We start from the raw sequence: 23,315 nt of genomic DNA on the forward strand, positions 1-23,315 counted from the left end.
GAAGCAGCGGCGCGTCGAGCGCAATAGCAAGCCAGCGGTCACCGGTGTGTTTTCGCCGCCGTGAACGATGACAGGTTCCACCGGGTTCGCCGCATTTTGCGCGACTTTCCGGTATGGGGCCTTTTTGTGCGATGGATTTGGAGCGGCGGCGATTGCGGCAAGGGTCGCCGGACGTTTAAAAATATTTTTATCTTTGGGTGGTTGGGGAAAACATGACATATGCAAAGCGACTTCAAGCCTTGATGCTCGGTCTGGCTGTTACGGCAGCCGGCATCCCAGCATTGGCTGTGGCACAGGTGCAGGGGCGTCCGTTCGAGAATCAGTTGAATCTGCAGATGCCTGTGACGCGGATTGCGGCCGAGATCGACACCTTGCACACCTGGATGATGATCGTCTGCCTGGTGATCTTCGTCGCCGTGTTCGGCGTGATGTTCTATTCGGTGTTCAAGCACCGCCGTTCGCTGGGCCACAAGCCGGCGACCTTTCACGAGTCGACCGCAGTTGAAATCGCCTGGACCGTCGTTCCTTTCCTGATCGTTATCGGCATGGCGCTGCCGGCGACCAAGACCGTGGTGGCGATGAAGGACACCTCCAACGCCGACCTGACCATCAAGGTCACCGGCATGCAGTGGAAGTGGGGCTATGACTACCTGAAGGGCGAAGGCGAGGGCATCTCCTTCCTGTCGACCCTGTCGACCCCGCGTTCGCAAGTGGGCGCGCCTGGCGTGCCTGCGACCGAACAGCGCACCGAGAACTACCTGATGGAAGTGGACAACGAAATGGTTGTCCCGGTTAACAAGAAGGTCCGCATCGTGCTGACCGCGAACGACGTGATCCACGCATGGATGATCCCTGCGTTCGGCGTCAAGCAGGATGCGATTCCTGGCTTCGTGCGCGACACCTGGTTCAAGTCCGAGAAAATCGGCGTCTACCGCGGCCAGTGCGCCGAGCTGTGCGGTAAGGAACATGCCTTCATGCCGATCGTCGTGCGCGTCGTCTCCGACGCCGACTACAGCGCATGGGTAGGCGAGCAGAAGAAGGCAATGGCGGCGCTGGCCGACGACCCGACCAAGGTCTGGACCATCGACGAACTGAAAACCAAGGGCGAAGCTGTCTACAGCGCCAACTGCGTGGCCTGCCACCAGGCCAACGGCAAGGGCGTGCCAGGCGCGTTCGCAGCGCTGGACGGCTCGGCTAGTGTGAACGGTCCTAAGGCGCACCAGATCGACGTGCTGCTGAACGGCCAGAAGACCGGCAAGTACCCTTCGGAAATGCCAGCATGGAAACAACTGTCGGATTCGGATATTGCAGCGGTGATCACCTACACCCGCAATAACTGGTCGAACAAGGCATCGGAAAACATCGTTCAACCAGCCGAAGTTCTGGCTGCACGCAAGTAATTAGGAGCTTCAGATGAGCACAACACTCGATCACGCACACGGCCACGACCAGGGCCACGATCACGCGCACGATCATCCGCACGGTTTCCGTCGCTGGTTGTTCGCAACCAACCACAAGGACATCGGTTCCCTGTACCTGTGGTTCTCGTTCGTCATGCTGCTGTCCGGCGGCGTGCTGGCGCTGATGATTCGCACCGAGCTGTTCCAGCCTGGCCTGCAGTACTTCAATCCTGAGTTCTTCAACCAGCTGACCACGATGCACGGCCTGGTGATGGTGTTCGGCGCGATCATGCCGGCCTTCGTCGGCTTCGCCAACTGGATGATCCCGCTGCAGATCGGCGCATCGGACATGGCGTTCGCGCGCATGAACAACTTCTCGTTCTGGCTGCTGCCGCCTGCGGCGCTGCTGCTGGCCGGCTCGTTCTTCGTTCCTGGCGGCGCAACCGCGGCCGGCTGGACCCTGTACGCTCCGCTGTCGACCCAGATGGGCCCAGGCATGGACATGGGTATTTTCGCGATGCACCTGATGGGCGCGTCGTCGATCATGGGTTCGATCAACATCGTCGTCACCATCCTGAACATGCGCGCTCCCGGCATGACCCTGATGAAGATGCCGATGTTCTGCTGGACCTGGCTGATCACCGCCTACCTGCTGATCGCCGTGATGCCGGTCCTGGCAGGCGCGATCACCATGACCCTGACCGACCGTCACTTCGGCACCTCGTTCTTTAACGCGGCCGGCGGCGGCGACCCTGTCATGTACCAGCACATCTTCTGGTTCTTCGGCCACCCAGAGGTGTACATCATGATCCTGCCGGCGTTCGGCATCGTCTCGCAGATCCTGCCGGCGTTCGCACGCAAGCCGCTGTTCGGCTACGCTTCGATGGTGTACGCAACCGCGTCGATCGCGATCCTGTCGTTCATCGTCTGGGCGCACCACATGTTCACCACCGGCATGCCGGTGACCAGCCAGCTGTTCTTCATGTACGCCACCATGCTGATCGCGGTTCCGACCGGCGTGAAAGTGTTCAACTGGGTAGCGACGATGTGGAAGGGCTCGATGACTTTTGAGACCCCGATGCTGTTCTCGGTCGGCTTCATCTTCGTGTTCACCATGGGCGGCTTCACCGGCCTGATCCTGGCTGTGACCCCGATCGACATCCAGCTGCAGGATACCTACTACGTGGTGGCGCACTTCCACTACGTGCTGGTGGCAGGTTCGCTGTTCGCGCTGTTCGCAGGCTTCTACTACTGGGGCCCGAAGTGGACCGGTTTCATGTACAACGAGTTCCTCGGCAAGATGCACTTCTGGCTGTCGCTGATCACGTTTAACATCACCTTCTTCCCGATGCACTTCCTGGGCCTGGCAGGCATGCCACGCCGCTACGCGGACTACCCGGCGCAGTTCACCGACTTCAACACGATCGCCACCATCGGCGCGTTCGGTTTCGGCCTGTCGCAGGTGTTCTTCCTGTTCTTCGTGGTCCTGCCAAGCATCCGTGGCGGCAAGAAGGCAGCGGACAAGCCATGGGATGGCGCTGAAGGCCTCGAATGGACCGTGCCTAGCCCGGCGCCATTCCACACCTTCGAAACCCCGCCGCTGGTTAAGTAATTTAAGCAGTAACGAAGGCGCCGGCCCTGCGGCCGGCGCCTCCGACAGAGTAAGTGATCGCCATGTCTGACCCCAAGAAGCCGAATAACCTCAAGACTGGCCTGCTGATCGGCGCATTGGCACTGTTTTTCTTCGTCGCCTTTTTCGCCAAGCGGCTTTGGATGAGTTGAAATGAGTAACGAGCAGTCAGGACGTATCCAGCTCAATAAAAAGATGCTGGGCAAGCTGTTGGTCATCGCAGTGATGATGTTTGGCTTCGGCTACGCACTGATCCCGATGTACAAGCACCTGTGCGAAGTATTGGGAATCAACGTGCTGACGCAGCAGGACGGCACGGTGGAGCGCCCCGAGAACACCCAGGTCGACAAGAGCCGCAAGATCACCATCGAACTCGATGGCAATTCGCAGGGTCCGTGGCGCTTCCGCCCGACCACGCGCAGCATCGAGGTTTACCCGGGCGAGCTGGCCACCGTGATGTACGAAGTGGTCAACACCAAGCCCTACGCAATCAAGGCGCAGGCGATTCCAAGCTATGCGCCGCAGTCGGCCACGCCGCACTTCATGAAAGTGGAGTGCTTCTGCTTCAAGGAGCAGACCATGGCCGCCAACGAGGCGAGGCAGATGCCGGTCGTGTTCTACATCGACCCGAAGCTGCCGCGCGAAGTGAAGACGATTACGCTGTCGTACACGTTCTTCGAGATTGCAGGCGCCAGTACGGCGTCGCGGTAAAAGGGGAACGCGGCGGTGGACGAGAAACAGCAGGCGCAGCGCCGCAATGCGTCCTTCGGCGCCACGATGAAGGCCGTGTTCTGGTCCTTCTTCGGGATCCGCAAGCGCAAGGATTATGAAAGCGATTCGGCCAGCCTGAACCCGGTCCATGTGATCATCGCCGGGTTGATCGGGGCGGCGATTTTTATCGGCGTACTGGTAGTGGTGGTGCGGATCGCGGTAGCACAGTAAACGTAAGATAACAGCAGCACGACATTCACCGAATACAGTTTTTAGGAGATGAAGATGAGTTCAACCAAAGCCGCCGCACCGTATTACTTCGTGCCCGGCCCGTCCACCTGGCCTATCGCGGCAGGCATTTCGCTGCTGGTGACGATGATCGGTGCATCGGGCTGGGTCAATGACGCCTCGTGGGGTCCGGCGACCAATATCGCCGGCATCCTGGCCACCCTGGTGGTGCTGTACTTCTGGTTCGGCGACGCAATCAAGGAATCCGAAAGCGGCTTGTACAGCAAGCGCATCGACAATTCCTACCGCTGGTCGATGAGCTGGTTCATCTTCTCGGAAGTGATGTTCTTCGCCGCCTTCTTCGGCGCGCTGTTCTATGCACGCGCAGTGTCGATGCCATGGCTGGCCGACCTGGACCACAAGATCATCTGGCCCGACTTCGCCGCACACTGGGGCAGTACCGGTCCTGCCGGCACGATCGAGAGCTTCACCACCATGGGCCCGTTCCCGATCCCGACCATCAACACCGCACTGCTGCTGAGCTCGGGCGTGACGCTGACCATTTCCCACCATGCACTGCTGGCGGGCAAGCGCGGCAAGACCGCGTTCTGGCTGGCCGCCACCGTGCTGCTGGGCGCAATCTTCATGAGCTTCCAGGTCTATGAATACATGCACGCTTACAGCGAACTGAACCTGAAGCTGACCTCGGGCATCTACGGCTCGACCTTCTTCATGCTGACCGGCTTCCACGGCTTCCACGTCACCGTCGGCGCGATCATGCTGGCAGTGGTGCTGTACCGCCTCATGAAGGGCCACTTCACCCCTGAGCACCACTTCGCGTTCGAAGGCGCCGCCTGGTACTGGCACTTCGTCGACGTCGTCTGGCTCGGCCTGTACGTCATCGTCTACTGGCTGTAATACCCGGAGGGGCCAACCCTCCAACTTAAAAAGCCGCACGTGGGATAATCCTGCGTGCGGCTTTTTTGCCGAAACGCACAAAGCGTCCGAAACAATAGAAATCCCTCATGAAAATCCTCGTCGCCCTCGCCTTCATCCTCATCATCGCCAGCCTTGGCTCGGCGCTGTTCTTCCTGATGCGCGACAAGGGCAGGAGCCCGCGCACCATGCGCGCGCTGGCGACCCGGGTCGGTTTTTCGGTGGCCCTGTTCCTGCTGATCCTCGTCGCCAACAAGCTCGGCTGGATCGCGCCGACCGGCATCCGCTAAGCCATCGCATGCGCACTTTCCGCTTCCGGCTGATTCCCTTCGTCGCGACCGCGCTGCTGGTCGCGCTGGGGATAGTGCTCGGCCAGTGGCAGGACGGCCGCGCGGCTGAAAAAACGGCGCTGCAGGCCAAGCTCGACCAGCGCTCGGCATCGAGCCCGCTGGCGCTTGGCGCGCAGCTGCTCGATCCGGAAGCCGCCGACTACCGCAAGGTGTCGGCGACCGGCGAATTCGTGGCGGGCTGGCCGGTCTTCATGAACAACCGCCCGCAGGCGGGCCGGGTAGGGCTGTACCTGGTGATGCCGCTGCGCCTGGCCGGCACCAACACGCACGTACTGGTGGCGCGCGGCTGGCTGGCGCGGCCCACCGGCGCATCGGGCGTGCTGCCCGAATTCGCCACGCCGGGCGGCACCGTCACCGTCACCGGCGTCGCGCGCGGCTCGATGGGCCGGGTGATGGAACTCGGCACCCCGGCGCCGGTGGCGCCGAAAGCGATCGTGCAGAACCTCGACGTGGCGCAGTTCGCCCAGGCCAGCGGCCTGGAACTGCAGCCATTTTTTATCGAACAGACCGACCCCGTGCAGCCTGGCGACAAGCTGCTGCGCGACTGGCCGGCCCCGGCCCTGAACGTTGAAAAACACCAGGGCTATGCTTTCCAATGGTATGCGCTGGCTGTCATGGCGCTGCTGTTCTTTGTGATTACAGGATTCAGACGTGGACCAGAACCAGACCCAAACCAGTAAAACCGCCCAGCGCAAAGGCCGCTGGAAGCTGATGGCCGTGCTGCTCGTATGCGCGGCCCCGTTGCTCGCCTCCTACCTGACCTACTACGTGATCAAGCCGTCCGGCCGCACCAACTACGGCACGCTGCTGGACCCGCGCGCCCATCCGATCCCGCCGCTGGGCGCGGCCACGCTGGACGGCAAGCCATCCGGCCTGGAAGCCTACAAGGGCAAGTGGGTCATGCTGAACGTCGATGCGGGCGCATGCGAGCAGGCTTGCCGCGACCAGCTGGTGCAGATGCGCCAGCTGCGCATCATGACCGGCAAGGACCGCGAGCGCGTCGAACGCGTGTGGCTGATCACCGACAACACCCCGCTCGACACCATGCTGATGAAGGTTATCGAAGGCACCGACATGCTGCGCGTGCAGCCGGACGCCGTGACCAAATGGCTGCCGGTGGAGCAGGGCGGCAGCGCGGCCGACCACATCTACCTGATCGACCCGCTCGGCAACCTGATGATGCGCTTCCCGAAAAACGCCGAGCCTAACAAGGTGAAGAAGGACCTCGGCAAGCTGCTCAAAGCTTCCGCGATCGGCTGACGCGATGGAGACCGGTGCACTGCTGTTGCTGGCCCTGAAAGGCCTGTTGGCGGCCAGCCTGCCGCTGGCGATGGTGTGGATGTCGTCGGACGCGAACAGGTACCGCAAGCTGGTTTGGGTGATCGTGTTCCTGACCTTCGACCTGATCGTGTTCGGCGCCTTCACGCGCCTGACCGATTCGGGCCTGGGCTGCCCCGACTGGCCGGGCTGCTACGGCGCCGCCAATCCCTTCATCGCGCACGAGCAGATCGTGGCGGCGGAAACCCTGATGCCGACCGGCCCGGTCACCGTGGTCAAGGCCTGGATCGAAATGACCCACCGCTACCTGGCGATGGGCATCGGCTTCCTGATCATGGCGCTGATGGCGACCAGCTGGATCCAGTGGCGCAAGACGAAGCGCAGCGAATTCTCGCCGCTGATGCCGACCCTGTTGTTCGTGGCGGTATGCGTGCAGGGCGCCTTCGGCGCCTGGACCGTGACCCTCAAGCTGCAGCCGATGATCGTGACCATCCACCTGCTGCTCGGCATGGGGCTGTTGTGCCTGCTCGCGTGGATGGGCGGACGCCAGGACAACGCCATGCATCCGGCGCCAAAGGCCGGCGCCGCAGCGCCCGCGCTGGCGGCCCTGCGTCCGCTGGCCTTGCTGTCGCTGGTCCTGTTGTTCTTGCAGATCGCGCTGGGCGGCTGGGTAAGCACCAACTACGCCACCCTGGCCTGCGCCGACTTCCCGCTGTGCGGCGGCAAGCTGGTGCCGGAAATGGACTTCGAACACGGCTTTACGCTGTGGCGCGAACTGGGCAAGACCGCGGCCGGCCACTACCTGCCGTTCTCCGCGCTGACCGCGATCCACTGGGTGCACCGCAATTTCGCCTTCATCGTGTTCGCGGTGATCGGCTACACGGCGTGGCGCGCCTGGCCGCATGCGCAGCTGCGCAAGGCCGCGCGCCTGACGGCATTCGCGCTGGCGGCGCAGGCGTTCACCGGCGTCGCCACCGTGTTCTTCAGCTTCCCGCTGGCCATCGCGGTGCTGCATAATGCGGGCGCCGCGGTGCTGGTGCTGCTGGTGACCATGTTAAACTACAAGATAAAGTATCAACTCGCCACCGCGCAGCGCACCCCCGCGGTTGCGGGTTCGCCGCAAGCCTCACACCTCTGATGATGACCCAAACCGCAACACATAAACCGACCAGCCGCTTTATCCAGTACTGGACGCTGACCAAGCCGCGCGTCACCCAGCTGGCGGTCTTTTGCGCCGTGATCGGCATGTTCCTGGCGACCGACGCGCTGCCGCCCTGGCAAACGGTGCTGGCCGCGACGGCCGGCATCTGGCTGCTGGCGGGCGCCGCGTTCGCGGTCAACTGCATCCTCGAGGCCAAGATCGACGCCCGCATGGCGCGCACCGCGCGCCGCGCCACCGCCATGGGCGAGCTGACCCACATCCAGACGGTGCTGTTCTCGGCCCTGATCGGCGGCGCCGGCATGTGGATCCTGTACGCCCTGGTCAACCCGCTGACGATGTGGCTGACCTTCGTCACTTTCGTCGGCTACGCGGTCGTCTACACCCTGATCCTGAAGCCCGCCACGCCGCAGAACATCGTGATCGGCGGCCTGTCGGGCGCGATGCCTCCGGCGCTGGGCTGGGCCGCGGTGGCCAACGACGTGCCGATGCAGGCGTGGCTGCTGGTGCTGATCATCTTCGTCTGGACCCCGCCGCACTTCTGGGCGCTGGCGATGTACCGCCGCGAGGACTACGCCCGTTCCGGCCTGCCGATGCTGCCGGTCACCCACGGCATGAACTTCACCGGTTTCCACGTGTGGCTGTATTCGATCGCGCTGGCCGCGACCACCATGCTGCCCTACATCGTGCGCATGAGCGGCTTGATCTACCTCGCCTCCGCCGTGGTGCTCAATGCAATCTTCCTGTGGCACGGCTGGCGCGTCTACAAGCATTACAGCGACATCGTGGCGCGCAAGGCCTTCGCCTGGTCGATCGTCTACCTGTCGCTGCTGTTCGCGGCGCTGCTGCTCGACCACTACATCAAGCTTTGATCATGAAAAAACTGCTTTCGATTTTCGCGCTTGCGCTGCTGCTGGGCGGCTGCGACAAGCTGGCATCCCCGCCGCCAAGCTTCAAGAATACCGACCTGACCGGCCTCGATTATGCGAAAGACTTCGCGCTGACCGACCATAACGGCAAACCGCGTACCCTGGCCGACTTCAAGGGCAAGCTGGTGATCGTGTTCTTCGGCTTCACCCAGTGCCCGGACGTGTGCCCGACCACGCTGTCCGAAATGGCCGGCGCCATGCAGCAACTGGGCAAGCAGGCCGACGACGTGCAGGTACTGTTCATCACGGTCGACCCGGAGCGCGACACCCAGGAGCTGCTGGCGCAGTATGTGCCGGCGTTCGACAAGCGCTTCCTCGGCTTGCGCGGCACGCCGGAGCAGACCGCGAAAGTGGGCAAGGAATTCAAGGTGTTCTACGCCAAGGTGCCGGGCAAGGAGCCGGGCAGCTACACGATGGACCATACCGCGGCCAGCTATGTCTTCGACCGCAACGGCAAGGTGCGCCTGTTCGTCCGCTATGGCCAGGGCGTCGAGCCGCTGGTGCACGACCTCAAGCAGCTGCTGTAGGCGCGCGCAAGGGACGCCATGTATCCACGACCTGGGACGAGCTACGCCAAACTTGCCGCCATCTCCTTACTGACGATAGGTTGCCTGTACGTGCTGCGGCCGTTCCTGGCCGCGATCCTGTTCGCCGGCGCCGTGGTGATCTCGTCCTGGCCCCTTTACATGCACCTGCTGCGCGTCATGCGCGGGCGCCGCACCCTGGCGGCGCTGACCATGACGCTGACCCTCACCTTCATCGTCATCATGCCACTGGCACTGGTGGCGTGGACCCTGGCCGACGACGTCAGCCGATTCTACGAGCAGGTGCGCATCGCCGTCGAAAACGGCAGCGCCGCGCCGCCGGCCTGGCTGCGCCGGATCCCGCTGGTCGGCGATTCGATCGCCGACTACCTCGACGAGCTGATGCACAGCCGCGAACAGATGCTGGAACTGGCCAAGCGCATGCTGGAACCGGCCCGCAAGTACCTGCTCACCGGCGGCATCGTGCTCGGCACCGGCGTGGCCCAGATGTCCCTTGCCGCCTTCGTCGCCTTCTTCCTGTACCGCGACGGCCTGCAACTGCTGTCGTCGATCGCTGTCGGCATGCACAAGGTGATCGGCGAAGGCTCGGCCAAGGTCGCCGAAATCGTCAGCCAGACCGTGCGCGGCGTGATGTACGGCCTGCTCGGCACCGCGCTGGCGCAGGCGCTGGTGGCGGCGCTGGGCTTCGCCATTGCCGGCGTGCCGGCCGTGGCCTTGCTCGGCGTTGCCACTTTCATCATGTCGCTGGTGCCGGTCGGTCCTCCCCTGATTTGGGGCGGCGCCGCATTGTGGCTGTTCAACCAGGGCAGCATGGGCTGGGGCGTCTTCATGATCGTCTGGGGTTTGGTGTTGATCTCGGGCGTGGACAACGTGGTCAAGCCGCTGTTGATCAGCCGCGGCAGCAGCCTGCCCTTCCTGCTGGTGCTGCTCGGGGTGCTGGGCGGCGTGCTGGCCTTCGGCTTCGTCGGCCTGTTCATCGGCCCGGTGCTGCTGGCGGTCGGCTACTCATTGATGCGCGATTGGACTGGCGTCAAGCCGGCGATACCCCCGGCCGAAGACTGAAGGTCTATACTCGCCAGACCGTACGCAACATGGAGCTCCCCATGAATGGCGTTGTCCTGACCGGGCTCGAACTGGCCGGCGCAAGGCTTAACCTGCGCCGGCGCCACGCCCACCCTGACGAGAACGAGTTCCACTACCGTACGCTGGTCGAGATGATCCCCGACGCGATCTGGATCAGCCGCGAAGGCCGCGTGGTGTACGCCAATCCGGCGGCTCAGCGCCTGTTCGGCGCCGCCGCGCCGGAACACCTGGTCGGCAGCGAGGCGATCGCGCGGGTGCCGCCGTCCTGCCGCCACGCGATGGCGCAGGGCGTGTTCGCCGACATCGCCATTGCGCAGCGCCAGCCGCGCTGCGCGCTGCAGCTGCAGCGGCTCGACGGCTCGCTGGTCGACGTCGAGTTCTTCGGCTGCGCGGTGCGCTTCGACGACGCCGACTCCATCCTCAACGTCGCCCACGACATCACCTCACGGCGCCGCCACGAGCGGGAAATCGAGCACCAGGCCACCCACGACCTGCTGACCGGCTTGCCGAACCGCGCGCTGTTCCTCGACCGGCTGGGGCACGCCATCCGCCGCGCCGAGCGCCACCGCGGCCGGCTGGCCGTGATGTTCGTCGACCTCGACAAGTTCAAGAACGTCAACGACACCCTCGGCCATGCCGCCGGCGACGAGCTGCTGCGCGCCATCAGCGCGCGCCTGAAGCTGTGCGTGCGCGATGCCGACACGGTGGCGCGCCTGGGCGGCGACGAATTCGTGCTGTTGCTCGACCATCCGCTGGGCGACGCCACGCCGTCCACCATCGCCGAGCGGGTGGCGCGCCGCGTCGGCGAGCCGGTGCCGCTGTTCGGGCACGAGCACGTGGTCTCCGGCAGCATCGGCATCAGCATCTATCCGGACGACGGCGAACAGGCCGAGGCGCTGCTGCGCCATGCCGACATCGCGATGTACCGCGCCAAGGAGGCGGGACGCAACGGCTTCCGTTTCTTCACGCACGACATGCAAAGCCGGCTCGATGCCCGCGTCGCGCCCGAACAGGGCATGCACCGCGCCCTGCAGCGCGACGAGTTCGTGCTGCACTTCCAGCCGCAGGTCGACTTGCGCAGCGGCCGCATCGCCGGCATGGAAGCGCTGCTGCGCTGGCAGTCGCCCGAGCTTGGGCTGGTGCAGCCGCTGCAGTTCATCCCGGTGGCGGAGGAGAGTACCCTGATCGACGAGATCGGCCACTGGGTGCTGGACCGCGCCTGCGCCACCTTGCGCGCCTGGATCGACGCCGGGGTGCCGGTGGTGCCGATCGCGGTCAATGTGGCGGCCTCGCAGTTTGCCGACCAGGCGCTCGACCTGCTGGTGCGCGCCACCCTCGAACGGCACGGCATCGAGCCGCGCCTGCTGGAGCTGGAGCTGACCGAAAGCCTGTCGATGGTCGACCCGGAAGCCTCGGTGGCCCTGATGCACCGGCTGAAGGCGACCGGCATCGGCATGTCGATCGACGATTTCGGCACCGGCTACTCCAACCTCAGCTACCTCAAGCGCTTCCCGGTCGACAAGCTGAAGATCGACCAGTCGTTCACGCGCGGGCTGGCCTGCGATCCGGAGGACCAGTCGATCGTCACCGCCGTGATCCGCATGGCGCACAGCCTCGGCCTGCGCACCATTGCCGAAGGCGTCGAGACCGAAGGCCAGCTGCGGCTGCTGGCGGGGCAGGGCTGCGACGAGGTGCAGGGCTTTTACTTCAGCCGCCCGCTGCCCGGCGCGGCGATGGTGGCGCTGCTGGGCGGCCAGACGTGCATGGACCTGGGCCCGGTGGTGCGCGGCACCCGGCGCCGCACCGTGCTGCTGGCCGACGACGATCCGGCATCCAGGGCCGCCTTCTTGCGCCTGGCCGGCGCCTGCGGCTACCATGTGCTGGCCGCGCGCAGCCTGGACGACGCCTACGAGCTGCTGGCCGGCCACGAGGTCGGCGTAGTGCTCGCGGCCCAGCAGCCGGGCGGCGACTCCTCGATCGATTTCTTCCGCCGTATCAAACACATGCATCCGCGCACAGTGCGCGTGTTGCTCACGGGCGACACCAGCCCCGGAAATCTTGCAGAAGCCATCAACAAGGGTGCGGTCTTCAAATTCGCGCCAAAACCATGGTCGGACGATGCTTTGCTGGGTGTGCTCGCGAGCGCCTTCGCGTATTACGAGCATTTTTGATGCATGGTTATCCGCGTCGGTAGTTTTGTTACCATAAAGACCATGGCCCGGTTTTTACTTCCCCTGTATACTCTTGCCTTCAATCAAGAACGGGGCGGGGAAAACGATGAAGGGTGTTGTATTTACTGAGTTCATGGAACTGGTCGAATCCCGCATGGGCCTCGACATGCTCGACCGCATCATCGGCGAAGCGGATCTGCCGAACGACGGCGCCTACACCTCGGTCGGCACCTACGACCACGCCGAACTGGTACGCCTGGTGACGGCGCTGTCGAACGCCACCGGCCTGACGATTCCCGATCTGATCCTGATGTTCGGCGAACACCTGTTCGTGCGCTTCTCGGTCGGCTACCCGGCGCTGTTTGCCGACGTCAGCAACTCCTTCGACTTCCTCGAGCGGATCGACGGCGTGATCCACGTCGAAGTGCGCAAGCTGTACCCGGACGCGGAGCTGCCCAGCCTGTCCACTACCCGTCCGGCGCCGGGCGTGCTGGAGCTGATCTACAGTTCGCCGCGCGGCTTCGCCGACTTGGCCGAAGGCCTGATCAAGGGCTGCATCAAGCATTTCGGCGAGCCGATCACCATCACCCGCACCAACCTCGAGCAGGAAGGCGGCGTGCACCGCGCGCGCTTCTACCTCGCCACCGCCCAGGCATGATTGAACCAGTCGTCAGCACCGTCGCCTCGCGCAGCCTGATCCGCGAACGGTCGGCGCGCAAGGAAGCCGAAACCCTGCTCGAACAAAAGAGCCGGGAGCTGTACGACATCAACCTGAACCTGCGCCAGCTGAACGCCCACCTGGAGGAAAGCGAAACCCGCTACCGCACGCTGGTCGAGCTGATGCCCGACGCGATCTGGATCCACTGCGACGGCCGCATCGTGTTCATGAACCCGGCCGCGCAGCGCCTGTTCGGCGCCACCTCGCCCGAACAGCTGCTGGGCACCGAGGCGCTCGAGCGCGTGCCCGAGGCCTACCGCGCCCAGATGGAGCAGGGCATCTTCAACGACCTGGCCGCGGCCCAGTCGCAGCCGCGCTGCGCGCTGCGGGTGGCGCGCGTGGACGGCTCGCTGGTCGACGTCGAATTCTTCGGCTGCGCGATCCGCTTCAACGACGCCGCCTCGGTCATGAACGTCGCCCACGACATCACCGAACGGCGCCAGCACGAGATGGCGATGGAGCACCAGGCCACCCATGACCTGCTGACCGGCCTGCCCAACCGCGCGCTGTTCCTCGACCGCCTGACCCACGCGATCCGCCGTGCCGAGCGCCACAACGAGCGGCTGGCGGTCATGTTCGTCGACCTCGACAAGTTCAAGAGCATCAACGACACTTTGGGCCACGCCGCCGGCGACGACCTGCTGCGCATGGTGGCGGGCCACCTGAAGCAGTGCGTACGCCTGTCCGATACCGTGGCGCGCCTTGGCGGCGACGAATTCGTCCTGCTGCTGGATAACCCGCTGGGCGACACCATGCCGGCCATGATCGCCGAACGCATTTCGATGCGGCTCGGCCAGCCGGTCATCCTTGGCGGCCAGGAGCACGTCATCACCGGCAGTATCGGCATCAGCATCTTCCCGGAAGACGGCACCCGTGCCGAATCGCTGCTGCGCCAGGCCGACATCGCGATGTACCGCGCCAAGGAGGGGGGGCGCAACAGCTTCCAGTTCTTCACGCAGGAGATGCAGAACCGGCTGGACGCGCGCGTGGCGCTCGAGCAGGGCCTGCACCGCGCGCTGCAGCGCGACGAATTCGTGCTGCACTACCAGCCGCAGGTGAACCTGCGCAGCGGCCGCATCGTCGGCATGGAAGCGCTGCTGCGCTGGCAGTCGCCCGAACTGGGGCTGGTTCCACCGCTGCAGTTCATCCCGGTGGCCGAGGAGAGCAACCTGATCAACGCGATCGGCAAGTGGGTGCTGGAAAAGGCTTGCGCCACCCTGCGCGCCTGGCTCGACGCCGGCGTGCCGGTGGTGCCGATCGCAGTCAACGTGGCGGCCTCGCAGTTCTCCGACGACGACATGGACCAGTTGTTGCGCGATACGCTGGCGCGCTACCGGCTCGACCCTGGCCTGCTCGAACTGGAGCTGACCGAGAGCCTGTCGATGGAAGACCCGGAAGCGTCGATCGAGCTGATGCACCGGCTGAAGGCGACCGGCATCGGCATGTCGATCGACGACTTCGGCACCGGCTACTCGAACCTGAGCTACCTGAAGCGCTTCCCGGTCGACAAGCTGAAAATCGACCAGTCGTTTACGCGCGGGCTGACCAGCGATCCGGAAGACCGTTCGATCGTTACTGCCGTCATCCGCATGGCGCACAGCCTGGGCCTGCGCGCGATTGCCGAAGGCGTCGAGACCGAAGGACAATTGCGGCTGCTGGCCGCCGAGGGCTGCGACGAAATCCAGGGCTACTACTTCAGCCGTCCGCTGCCGGAACAGGCGATGCTGGCGATGCTCGCGCGCGACATGGGCATGGACCTGGCGCCTTTGACCCGCACGGTGCAGCGCCGCACGGTGCTGCTGGTGGACGACGAGCCACAGGTGCTGTCGACCTTCCGCAAGCTGCTGGGCGGGCACGGCTACGATGTGCTGACCGCGCACGGGCTGGCGGAAGCATATGAGCTGCTGGCGGGGAACGATGTAGGCGTGGTCATCTCGGACCAGGAGCTGGTGGGGCACACGGGGATCGATTTCTTCCACCGCATCAAGCGCATGTATCCGCGCACGGTGCGGGTGCTGCTGACCGCGGACACCACGCCGGCCAACCTGGGCGACGCGATCAACAAGGGCGCGGTTTTCAAGTTTGTCGAGAAGCCGTGGCGGGATGAGGCTTTGCTGGCGGTGCTGGCCAGCGGGTTCGCGCATCACGAGCGGTTTTAGCGTTTTAGGTCAAATCGGCGGATGCGCGCGATGCGCTTATCCGCCCTACGGCCCACGGTCTGACCAGTAGGGCGGATAAGCGCGACGCGCGCATCCGCCGAAGCTCATTCAATCGTGTTCGTCGTTCTCCTGCGAACGGTGCAAGCGCGGCAGCACCTTCACCAGCACGATCCTCGGCCCGTTCATCTTCTTGACCACGACGTCGAACTGAGGGAACTCGATGCGCTGTCCCTGCTTCGGGATGTCGCCCAGCTTCACCATCAGCAGTCCACCCACCGATTCCACTTCATCCAGCCCCAGCGTCTCGTTGTCGATGTCGATGCCGAGGATGCGTTCGAGCGAGAAGATCGGCAAACTGGCCTTGCCGACCAGCGTGCCGTCGGGCTGGCGCAGCCAGTCGTTTTCATTGAGCCGGAACTCGTCGTGGATCTCGCCCACCATCGCGCCCAGCAGGTTGTCGAGCGTGAGGAAGCCGACCGGGCGCTTGCCCTTTTCGCCGATCAGCGCAAAGTGTGGCGCGCCTTCGCGCAGGCGGCGGAACATCTGCTGCGCCATCGTACGCGCCGATACCGTCTCCACCGGGCGCAGGAACTGCGTCAGATCGGTGATCTTGCGGCCCGACTGCTGCGCGAAGAACAGGTCCTTCAGGTGGATCACGCCCAGCACTTCCTCGCCGGTTTCGTCGAAGTAGGGGTACCGGCTGAAGCGGTTGCGCTGCACCGTCTGCAGGTTTTCCTCCAGCGATTTGTTCGCATGCAGCGCGATCACCTCGTTAATAGGCCGCATCAGGTCGGCCACGGTGAGCACGCTGAAGTCGAGCGACTGCGCCAGGATGTGGCGCTCGTCGCGGGTGAATTTTTCGCCCGGCTGGCTGGTGCGTAAAATGAGCTTCAGCTCTTCGTTCGAGTAGTGCGAATCGTGCCCGCCCTTGCCGGACAGGCCGGCCACGCGCAGCACGAAATTGGCGCTGCCGTTCAGCAGCCAGATGGCCGGGTACATCGCCCAGTAGAAGGCGTACAGCGGCGGCGCGCTCCACAGGCCGACCGCTTCCGGATTGCGGATCGCCATCGACTTCGGCGCCAGTTCGCCGATCACGATGTGCAGGAAGGAGATGACGCTGAACGCCACGACGAAGGCAATCCCGTGCAGCAGCTGCGGCGAGTCGATGCCGACGGCCAGCAGCACCGGTTCGATCAGGCGCGCGAAAGCGGGTTCGCCGACCCAGCCCAGGCCCAGCGAGGCGAGGGTGATGCCAAGCTGGCAGGCGGACAGGTAGGCATCGAGTTCGCCGTGAACAGTGCCGAGGATGCGGCCACGCAGGCCTTGTGTCTTTGCGATCGCGCGAACGCGCGTCTTGCGGAGGGTGACGATACCGAATTCGGCCGCCACAAAGAAACCGTTGAGCGCGACCAGGATGAGGGCGAGCAGGACTAGTAGAAAGTTTTCCATGAAATAAGGTTAATTAAACAGCACAGGCTGTCGAACGGCCATTGTACAGTTCAGCGCGGCTCGGGTTCACTTCGGTGCGCGGCGGCCATGATGGCCTCGACCGCGGGATGGGCGATCTTGCGTTCGTTGGAGATGGCGTAGAACTGGTCGCGCACCTCCGGCACCGGACCGACCACGGTGGCGCCGAACTGCTCCTTCATGTCGCCGGCCACGATGGCGGAGGCGAAGAACAGGCCGGCGCCGCGGCGGCCGAAGGTGGCGAGCAGGGCGTTGTCGTCGAACTCGCCGACCACGTCCGGCCGCACCTCCTGCTTCTCGAACCACTCGTCGATCTTGCCGCGCAAGACGTTGCTGCGGGTCGGCAGCAGGAAGGGCGCGCGGTCGAGGCTGCGCGGGAACCCGGGCGCATGCGCTTTTGCCAGTGCTTCGCTGCCGACCACGATGGTGTCGCTTTCCAGCAGCAGGTGGCTGAACACGCGCAAGGTGGTGCCGGAACGCACCGGGCGATCGGTCAGCACCAGGTCGAGCTTGTGCAGGGCCAGGTCGGCCAGCAGGCCGTCGAACGGACCTTCGTTGCAGACCAGCCGCACCTGGGTCGGCAGGTGCATGGTCGCTTCCAGCAGGCGGAAAGCGGCCAGCTTGGGCAGCGAATCGGAGATGCCGACCGTCAGCCGGATGCGCGCGGTGTCGGCGTCGCCCACCGCTTCCTGCAACTGTTCGCCGAGCAGGAAAATCTGGTCGGCGTACGATAGCGCGGTGCGGCCGGCCTCGGTGAGCACAAGGCGCCGTCCCTGCTGGCTGAACAGCGACTTGCCGAGCGATTGTTCCAGCAGGCCCAGCTGGGAACTGACGGTCTGGATCGCCAGCCCCATGCGTGTGGCGGCGCGCGTGATGCCGCCTTCCTTGGCGACCACCCAGAAATAGTAGAGGTGGCGGAAATTCACGCTGATGTCTTTCATAACTCTTCCGTTTTTACGAAGTAAGATTCAATTATCTCCTATTTTTAAATTGGTGTCCGGGGGGCTATACTGCTGCCCACTGAATAAAAATTGGGGAGCATTACATGAAGCATTTCAGGATTTCATTCATCGTCACCTTCTTCTGCCTGGTGGCAGCAGGCTGGTGGGGATACAACAACGCCGGCATCGGCGGCGCCATGACCGCGCTGGGCATTGCGATCATCCTCGGCGTGATGGAAGTATCGCTGTCCTTCGATAACGCGGTGGTCAACGCCTCGGTGCTGAAAGACTGGGACGAGTTCTGGAAGAAGCTGTTCCTGGGCCTCGGCATCATCATCGCCGTGTTCGGCATGCGCCTCGTGTTCCCGCTGGTGATCGTGGCCGTGGCCGCGGACCTGGGCATGACTGAAGTGTGGAGCCTGGCGATCACCGATCCGAAGGCGTTCTCCACCCACCTGACCAACCACCACGCGGAAGTGGCGGCCTTCGGCGGCATGTTCCTGCTGCTGGTGTTCCTGAACTTCCTGTTCGACCACGAGAAGGAGCACCACTGGCTGGGCCACTTCGAAGAAAAGCTTGGCTCGCTGGGCAAGGTATCGTCGATCGCGGTGATGATCTCGCTGGCGACGCTGATGGCCAGCATGTCGCTGGTCGAGGAAGCGCAGAAGATGATCGTGCTGATCGCCGGCCTGTGGGGCATCATGATCTACGTCGGCGTCGACATGATTTCCAGCCTGCTTGAGAAGGAAGAAGCGGGCGGCGGCGAGATGGGCGACATGGTCAAGCGCGGCGGTATCGGCGGCTTCATGTACCTCGAAGTGCTGGATGCGTCGTTCTCGTTCGACGGCGTGATCGGCGCGTTCGCGATCACCAGCGACGTCGTGATCATCATGCTGGGCCTGGCGATCGGCGCGATGTTCGTGCGTTCGATGACCGTGTACCTGGTCGACAAGGGCACGCTCGACCAGTACGTCTACCTGGAGCACGGCGCGCACTACGCGATCGGTATCCTGGCCGCGATCATGTTGGTAAGTATGAAGTTCCACATCCCGGAAATCTTCACCGGCCTGATTGGCGTGGCCTTCATCGTCGCTTCGCTGTGGTCGTCGGTCCAATACAACCGCAAGCAAAAACTGCTGGAGGCTTGATCCTGCAAGGCCGGTTCGACCCGCGCGGTTGAACCGGCATCCGCATACAGTGCGCAGCGCGTATTGCATCGGCAAGTGAAGTTTTTCCCTGCCCGGTTACCGGACGTGGACAGGGGGGACTTCAGAGGCTGGTGCGATACGCGCTGCGCATTGTGCGTTTACGGCCCGTATGTCCAAACCGCTTGACAGCCTGGTTCAAAGAGTCTAGTGTATTAATCAACTAATACACTAGGCATCATGTCCACACATCCCGCCCACCTGTTTTCAATCGCCACCGGGTCATCCGAGCCGATCTACCGGCAGCTGGTCGACCAGGCCCAGCGCCTTGTCGCCGGCCGCCAGCTCGCGCCCGGCGACGCCATGCCTTCCGTGCGCGAGGTCGCGCAAGCGCTCGCGCTCAACCCGATGACCGTATCGAAGGCCTACGGCATCCTCGAACTCGAAGGTGTCCTGACGCGCAAGCGCGGCATGGGCATGTTCGTCGCGGATGCGCCGAAGGGCACGCATAGTGTGGCCAGCCGCATCGAGCTGCTGCGGCCCACGCTGGCGCGCGCCGCGCTGGAGGCGCGCCAGCTGGAACTCGATCACGACACCGTTCTCTCTCTTTTCACCAAACTACTCAAGGAAAAACCATGACCGCAGCGATCCTGCATGCGAAAGGCATTTCGACGTCGTTCTCCGGCAAGTGCGTATTGAATGGCCTTGACTGGGAGGTGAAGCCGGGACAGGTCATCGGCCTGCTGGGCCGCAATGGCACCGGCAAGTCGACGCTGATCGAGTGCCTGCTGGGGTTGCGCGAGACCGACGCAGGGAAGGTGACGATCAACGGCGAGGATGTGGCCCTGCTGTCGCAAGATACGCGCGCCAGCATTGGCTACGTGCCGCAAAAGTCGGACCTGTTCGAGTGGCTGACGCCGAACCAGATGCTGGACTACTTCAAGGCGCTGTACCCGCGCTGGAACGGGGCAAAGGTCGAAGGACTTTTGGAGCGCTGGGGTTTCACTCCACTGATGCGCAGCAGGGCGATCGGCAAGCTGTCGGGCGGCGAACGCCAGCGCCTGTCGATCATCCGAGCGCTGGCACACGACCCGTCGCTGCTGGTGCTGGACGAACCGGTGTCGGCGCTCGACCCGGTCGGCCGCCGCGACTTCCTGCGCGAGCTGATCGACGGCGTGATTGAACGCGATACCACAGTGATCTTCTCGACCCACATCCTGACCGACCTCGAACGCGTGGCGCTTGATGTGGCCTTCCTCAAGGACGGCAAGATCGCGCTGCAGGGAGGCCTCGACGCGTTGCTGGAAAATGCCCGCCGCGTCGTCGGCCCCACTACGTTGATCGATGGGCTGCCGCTCGGCGGCGACGCCTGGGGGCGCAGGAAGCGTAGCGGCGACACCACCACCTTCATCGCCTTGAATGATGCGGACGAGCTGGCGGCGCTGGCTGCGCGCGAACCGGCGGTACGCATCGATTCGCTGAGCCTCGAAGACCTGTTCGTCGAGGTGACGCGATGAGCCGCGCATTATCCGACTACGCGCTGATATGGCGCACTTCAGTTCCCCCACAGATGGCGCGCAAGCTGCCGTGGGCCCTGAGTATTTTGTTTACCGCATTCTTCGGCGCGGTAGCGTACACGGTCAGCGAGAACTTGCGAATGATGCGGCTCGCCGCGGTTCTTGCAATCCTGCCTATCTTCTTGCTTGTGTGGCTGTCTTGGAGTGCATTGGTCGGCGGCGTGGTGCGGCAGGTCACTCCTGGCAACGCGAAGCTGGTACCGCGCCTGCGCGCCCGCGCCATCCAACTGGTCGGCGTCTGCTGGATTCTGTTCACGCTTGCCATGGCGTTCGGCATTGGCGGCATGTTCGGGAACAAGGTACTGTGGGCGGCGGGCGCGGGCATATGGCTGGCCGGCGCCGGGTTGGCGAAAATCGGCTTCCAGCAGCGCGGCGGGCTGCTCCAGACGGCGCCAATTTTGCTGTTCGTGATTCCCGGGGAACTGCTCAAGGCCCTTCAGGACTTCGCTGCGACGCCAGCCGGCATCGCGGCTTGCGGCGTGCTGCTTGCCGTGGTGGCGTGGTACGGAAAGGGCTTGATTTTCCCATCCGGCGACCGCCACTTCACGCAGTGTGCAGCCGCGGAAAAGCGCTTGCACAAGTCCCCCGGAAAAACCTCCGCCGTTATCCCAGAATGGATGGCCCGCGGCGGCGGCCTGTATGCTGCCTGCCTGGCCCGTGTCAGCCGCGGCAGGACCGCGCCGGGCGAAATACTGCTGCATGCGCTTGGCCCCGCCGCACACTGGAGCGCGTCCGTGAAGCTGCTTGGAGCAGTGCTGTTGGTCGTGCTGGCCTTGAGGATCCTGGTGTGGCCCCTGGCGGTCAACAGGCCGCTGACGCTGGGGATTGCGAGCGCTTCCGCCGGGTGGGCCTTGCTGGTGATGTTTATCGCCGGCCCGCAGAAGATCATCCAGCGTGTTTCATCGACGCCGGGCGAGCAGGCTTTGCTGCGGATGACCCCAGCTATTCCGGACATGCATTCATATAACCTGCAGTTTGCAAACGCGTTGTTCCGCCGCGCGCTGGCCGAATGGTCGCTGTTGGCCGTCGCCCTGGTTGGCGCGTTGCTCATCACGGGGTTGCATTGGAATTTCGTGATGCTGCATGTGGGAGCATGCTTCCTGGCCTTGCCGGTAACCACGCTGGTGCTGCGCGACTATGCCGCCTCGCCGGAGATTGGAGTCCTGTCCATATCTGGCGCAAGCGTGCTGCTCCTGGCAGGCGGCCTAATCCCCTTCCTCGTCTTGTACTATATTCCGCCCGCTGGAATTGCAGCGGCCTGCATAGCCATCGGCGTTGCGGTTACCGCCTTCGTTGCGGCGTCGCGCAGGCGCGCGATGGTGGACGCGCCGCTGGCCTTCCCGGCAGGCCGTCTCGCGGGGTGATCAATGTCCGCGCTTCTGCACCAGCGCGGTGCCCACGCCATGCCGCTTGCCTTCGCTGACGGCCATCACCGTGCCATCTGCGTTGAACACGATGGCGTTGGCCGCGCCGATCTCCTCGGGCTTCGCGCTCCACTTGTGGCCAAGCTGCTCCAGCGCCTTCGCCTGTTCCGTGCCGGGGAAGCCGGGTTCGACGTCGGTGGTGTCGGCGTTGCGCTGGCTGAGGCGCGGCGCGTTCAGTGCCTGGTCCATCGGCATGCCGAGGTCGACGTGGTTGACGATGGTCTGCAGGACGGTGGTGATGATGGTCGAGCCGCCCGGGCTGCCGACGGTGAACGCCGGCTTGCCGTCGCGTAGCGCGATGGTCGGCGCCATGCTGCTGCGCGGGCGCTTGCCCGCTTCTGGCACGTTCGGATGCGGCGGAGTGAAGTCGAAATCGGTCAGCTCGTTATTGAGCAGGAAGCCATAGCCCGGCACACGATGCCGCTGCCGCCCCACGATTCGATGGTGAAGGTGTAGGCCACCACGTTGCCGTCCTTGTCCGATACGGTCAGATGGGTGGTGTGCGGGCTCTCCGCGTGCGTCCGCTTCGGCTGCGGGCGCAGCGGCATGCTGGGGTCCATCTGGAATGGAAACGGGTCGCCCGCGGCTACCTTGGATGCGGCCCGCGCCGGATTGATCTGCGCGCGGCGCTGCGCCGCGAACTCCTTGCTCAGCAAGCCCATGACCGGCACGTCGACATATTCCGGGTCGCCCGCATACGCGTTGCGGTCGGCGAAGGATAGTCGGCTCGCCTCCAGATAGAGGTGTTCTGCGTTCGCACGCGGCATCGCCTTGAGGTCGTAGCCTTCCAGGATGTTCAGCGCCTCGCCAATGGCGATGCCGCCGCTGGAGGGCAGCGGCATGCCGTAGATCTCGTAGCCGCGGTAGGTGGTGCGAACTGGCTGGCGGATGCGCGATTCGTAGTTGGCCAGGTCGGCCATCGTCATGCTGCCGCCGCGGACCTTCACGCCCGCCACCACCGGCGGCTGGTTGACCGCGTCGACCATCGCGCGCGCCATGGTGCCGTGGTAGAAGGCCTTGTAGCCCTTGGCCGCGATTTCGCGGTAGGCCCTGGCCATGCCAGGATTGCGCACCACATGGCCGACCGGCAGCGCTTTGCCGTCCTTCAGGTACAGCGCGCTGGTGCTGGAAAAGCGGCGGAATTTTGTTTCATTTTCGGTCGTCAGGTGAGAGAAAATTTCAGTGACGGGAAAGCCCTTCGTTGCCACGCCAATCGCCGGTTGCAGCACCTGCTTGAAGCTCATGGTGCCGTAACGGTTCAAGGCTTCGTGCCAGCCGCGCACCGTGCCCGGCACGCCGACAGAGGCGCCGCTGGCGACCATCTCCTCGAAGTTCGCCTCGCGCCCGTTCTCCATGAACATCGTGGCCGACGCGCCCGCAGGCGCGGTCTCGCGGTGGTCGATGGTGATCACGCGCTTTTCCTTGGCCAGGTATACCACCATGAAGCCGCCGCCGCCGATGCCG

General features: G+C 64.1%; 21 protein-coding genes and 1 pseudogene. 19 read left to right on the forward strand and 3 right to left on the reverse strand.

Annotation, left to right across the window (positions count from 1 at the left end):
• The first annotated feature begins 212 nt into the window (after nt 1–212).
• The 15 genes from coxB to D3872_RS12190 all read left to right on the forward strand — a co-directional run bounded on the left by coxB (nt 213) and on the right by D3872_RS12190 (nt 15,297).
• Nucleotides 213–1,400 (forward strand): cytochrome c oxidase subunit II, encoded by a 1,188-nt coding sequence (gene coxB, locus D3872_RS12120; RefSeq protein WP_119811009.1) that lies wholly within the window; start codon nt 213–215, stop codon nt 1,398–1,400.
• A 13-nt stretch (nt 1,401–1,413) separates the two neighbouring features.
• A complete protein-coding gene (gene ctaD, locus D3872_RS12125) occupies nt 1,414–3,012 on the forward strand; it encodes a cytochrome c oxidase subunit I (RefSeq protein ID WP_119811010.1) in 1,599 nt (532 codons plus the stop codon).
• 171 nt (nt 3,013–3,183) lie between these two features.
• On the forward strand, nt 3,184–3,741 hold the full coding sequence (locus tag D3872_RS12130; RefSeq protein WP_119811011.1) for a cytochrome c oxidase assembly protein: 558 nt from the start codon (nt 3,184–3,186) through the stop codon (nt 3,739–3,741).
• A 66-nt stretch (nt 3,742–3,807) separates the two neighbouring features.
• Entirely contained in the window at nt 3,808–3,972 is a 165-nt protein-coding gene (locus D3872_RS12135; protein WP_119811031.1) for a DUF2970 domain-containing protein, read from the forward strand.
• A gap of 54 nt (nt 3,973–4,026) precedes the next feature.
• The gene (locus tag D3872_RS12140; protein WP_119811012.1) at nt 4,027–4,887 is read left to right on the forward strand and encodes a cytochrome c oxidase subunit 3; all 861 of its coding nucleotides are present in this window, start codon (nt 4,027–4,029) and stop codon (nt 4,885–4,887) included.
• A gap of 107 nt (nt 4,888–4,994) precedes the next feature.
• The gene (locus D3872_RS12145) at nt 4,995–5,195 is read left to right on the forward strand and encodes a twin transmembrane helix small protein (RefSeq protein ID WP_119811013.1); all 201 of its coding nucleotides are present in this window, start codon (nt 4,995–4,997) and stop codon (nt 5,193–5,195) included.
• An 8-nt stretch (nt 5,196–5,203) separates the two neighbouring features.
• On the forward strand, nt 5,204–5,935 hold the full coding sequence (locus D3872_RS12150; protein ID WP_119811014.1) for an SURF1 family protein: 732 nt from the start codon (nt 5,204–5,206) through the stop codon (nt 5,933–5,935).
• Nucleotides 5,907–6,515 carry an SCO family protein gene (locus D3872_RS12155; protein WP_119811015.1) on the forward strand — a complete coding sequence of 203 codons (609 nt, stop codon included), beginning with the start codon at nt 5,907–5,909 and terminating at the stop codon, nt 6,513–6,515. The genes D3872_RS12150 and D3872_RS12155 overlap by 29 nt, the downstream gene beginning before the upstream one ends.
• Before the next feature lie 4 nt (nt 6,516–6,519).
• Nucleotides 6,520–7,671 (forward strand): COX15/CtaA family protein, encoded by a 1,152-nt coding sequence (locus tag D3872_RS12160; protein WP_119811016.1) that lies wholly within the window; start codon nt 6,520–6,522, stop codon nt 7,669–7,671.
• On the forward strand, nt 7,671–8,564 hold the full coding sequence (gene cyoE / locus D3872_RS12165; RefSeq protein ID WP_119811017.1) for a heme o synthase: 894 nt from the start codon (nt 7,671–7,673) through the stop codon (nt 8,562–8,564). The genes D3872_RS12160 and cyoE overlap by 1 nt, the downstream gene beginning before the upstream one ends.
• A 2-nt stretch (nt 8,565–8,566) precedes the next feature.
• A complete protein-coding gene (locus tag D3872_RS12170) occupies nt 8,567–9,148 on the forward strand; it encodes an SCO family protein (RefSeq protein WP_119811018.1) in 582 nt (193 codons plus the stop codon).
• Between the two features lie 18 nt (nt 9,149–9,166).
• The gene (locus D3872_RS12175) at nt 9,167–10,228 is read left to right on the forward strand and encodes an AI-2E family transporter (RefSeq protein ID WP_119811019.1); all 1,062 of its coding nucleotides are present in this window, start codon (nt 9,167–9,169) and stop codon (nt 10,226–10,228) included.
• Nucleotides 10,229–10,269: 41 nt separating this feature from the next.
• Entirely contained in the window at nt 10,270–12,420 is a 2,151-nt protein-coding gene (locus D3872_RS12180; protein WP_182915787.1) for an EAL domain-containing protein, read from the forward strand.
• A 106-nt stretch (nt 12,421–12,526) separates the two neighbouring features.
• Nucleotides 12,527–13,078: a heme NO-binding domain-containing protein gene (locus tag D3872_RS12185; protein WP_119811021.1), complete on the forward strand. Its 552-nt coding sequence runs from the start codon at nt 12,527–12,529 to the stop codon at nt 13,076–13,078.
• Nucleotides 13,075–15,297: an EAL domain-containing protein gene (locus D3872_RS12190; protein WP_119811022.1), complete on the forward strand. Its 2,223-nt coding sequence runs from the start codon at nt 13,075–13,077 to the stop codon at nt 15,295–15,297. Before D3872_RS12185 ends, D3872_RS12190 begins: the two co-directional genes overlap by 4 nt.
• 108 nt (nt 15,298–15,405) lie before the next feature.
• Here the strand turns inward: D3872_RS12190 and D3872_RS12195 are convergent, their stop codons facing one another.
• Together D3872_RS12195 and D3872_RS12200 are read right to left on the reverse strand one after the other, a co-directional pair.
• Nucleotides 15,406–16,746 (reverse strand): hemolysin family protein, encoded by a 1,341-nt coding sequence (locus D3872_RS12195; protein ID WP_119811023.1) that lies wholly within the window; start codon nt 16,744–16,746, stop codon nt 15,406–15,408.
• 50 nt (nt 16,747–16,796) lie between these two features.
• A complete protein-coding gene (locus D3872_RS12200) occupies nt 16,797–17,705 on the reverse strand; it encodes a LysR family transcriptional regulator (RefSeq protein ID WP_119811024.1) in 909 nt (302 codons plus the stop codon).
• Between the two features lie 104 nt (nt 17,706–17,809).
• On the opposite strand from D3872_RS12200, the gene D3872_RS12205 reads away from it, so the two are divergent.
• From D3872_RS12205 to D3872_RS12220, 4 genes are all read left to right on the forward strand, one after another.
• Nucleotides 17,810–18,853, forward strand: coding sequence for a DUF475 domain-containing protein (locus D3872_RS12205; protein ID WP_119811025.1), 1,044 nt, complete (start codon nt 17,810–17,812; stop codon nt 18,851–18,853).
• 237 nt (nt 18,854–19,090) lie between these two features.
• Nucleotides 19,091–19,489, forward strand: coding sequence for a GntR family transcriptional regulator (locus D3872_RS12210; protein ID WP_119811026.1), 399 nt, complete (start codon nt 19,091–19,093; stop codon nt 19,487–19,489).
• Nucleotides 19,486–20,367, forward strand: coding sequence for an ABC transporter ATP-binding protein (locus D3872_RS12215; RefSeq protein WP_119811027.1), 882 nt, complete (start codon nt 19,486–19,488; stop codon nt 20,365–20,367). The genes D3872_RS12210 and D3872_RS12215 overlap by 4 nt, the downstream gene beginning before the upstream one ends.
• Nucleotides 20,368–20,420: 53 nt before the next feature.
• Entirely contained in the window at nt 20,421–21,791 is a 1,371-nt protein-coding gene (locus D3872_RS12220) for a hypothetical protein (protein ID WP_119811028.1), read from the forward strand.
• On the opposite strand, the pseudogene ggt reads toward D3872_RS12220, so the two are convergent.
• Nucleotides 21,792–23,293 (reverse strand): annotated as a pseudogene (gene ggt / locus D3872_RS12225) (gamma-glutamyltransferase).
• Between the last annotated feature and the right edge of the window lie 22 nt (nt 23,294–23,315).

Source organism: Massilia cavernae (assembly GCF_003590855.1).
GTDB lineage: Bacteria > Pseudomonadota > Gammaproteobacteria > Burkholderiales > Burkholderiaceae_D > Telluria_A > Telluria_A cavernae.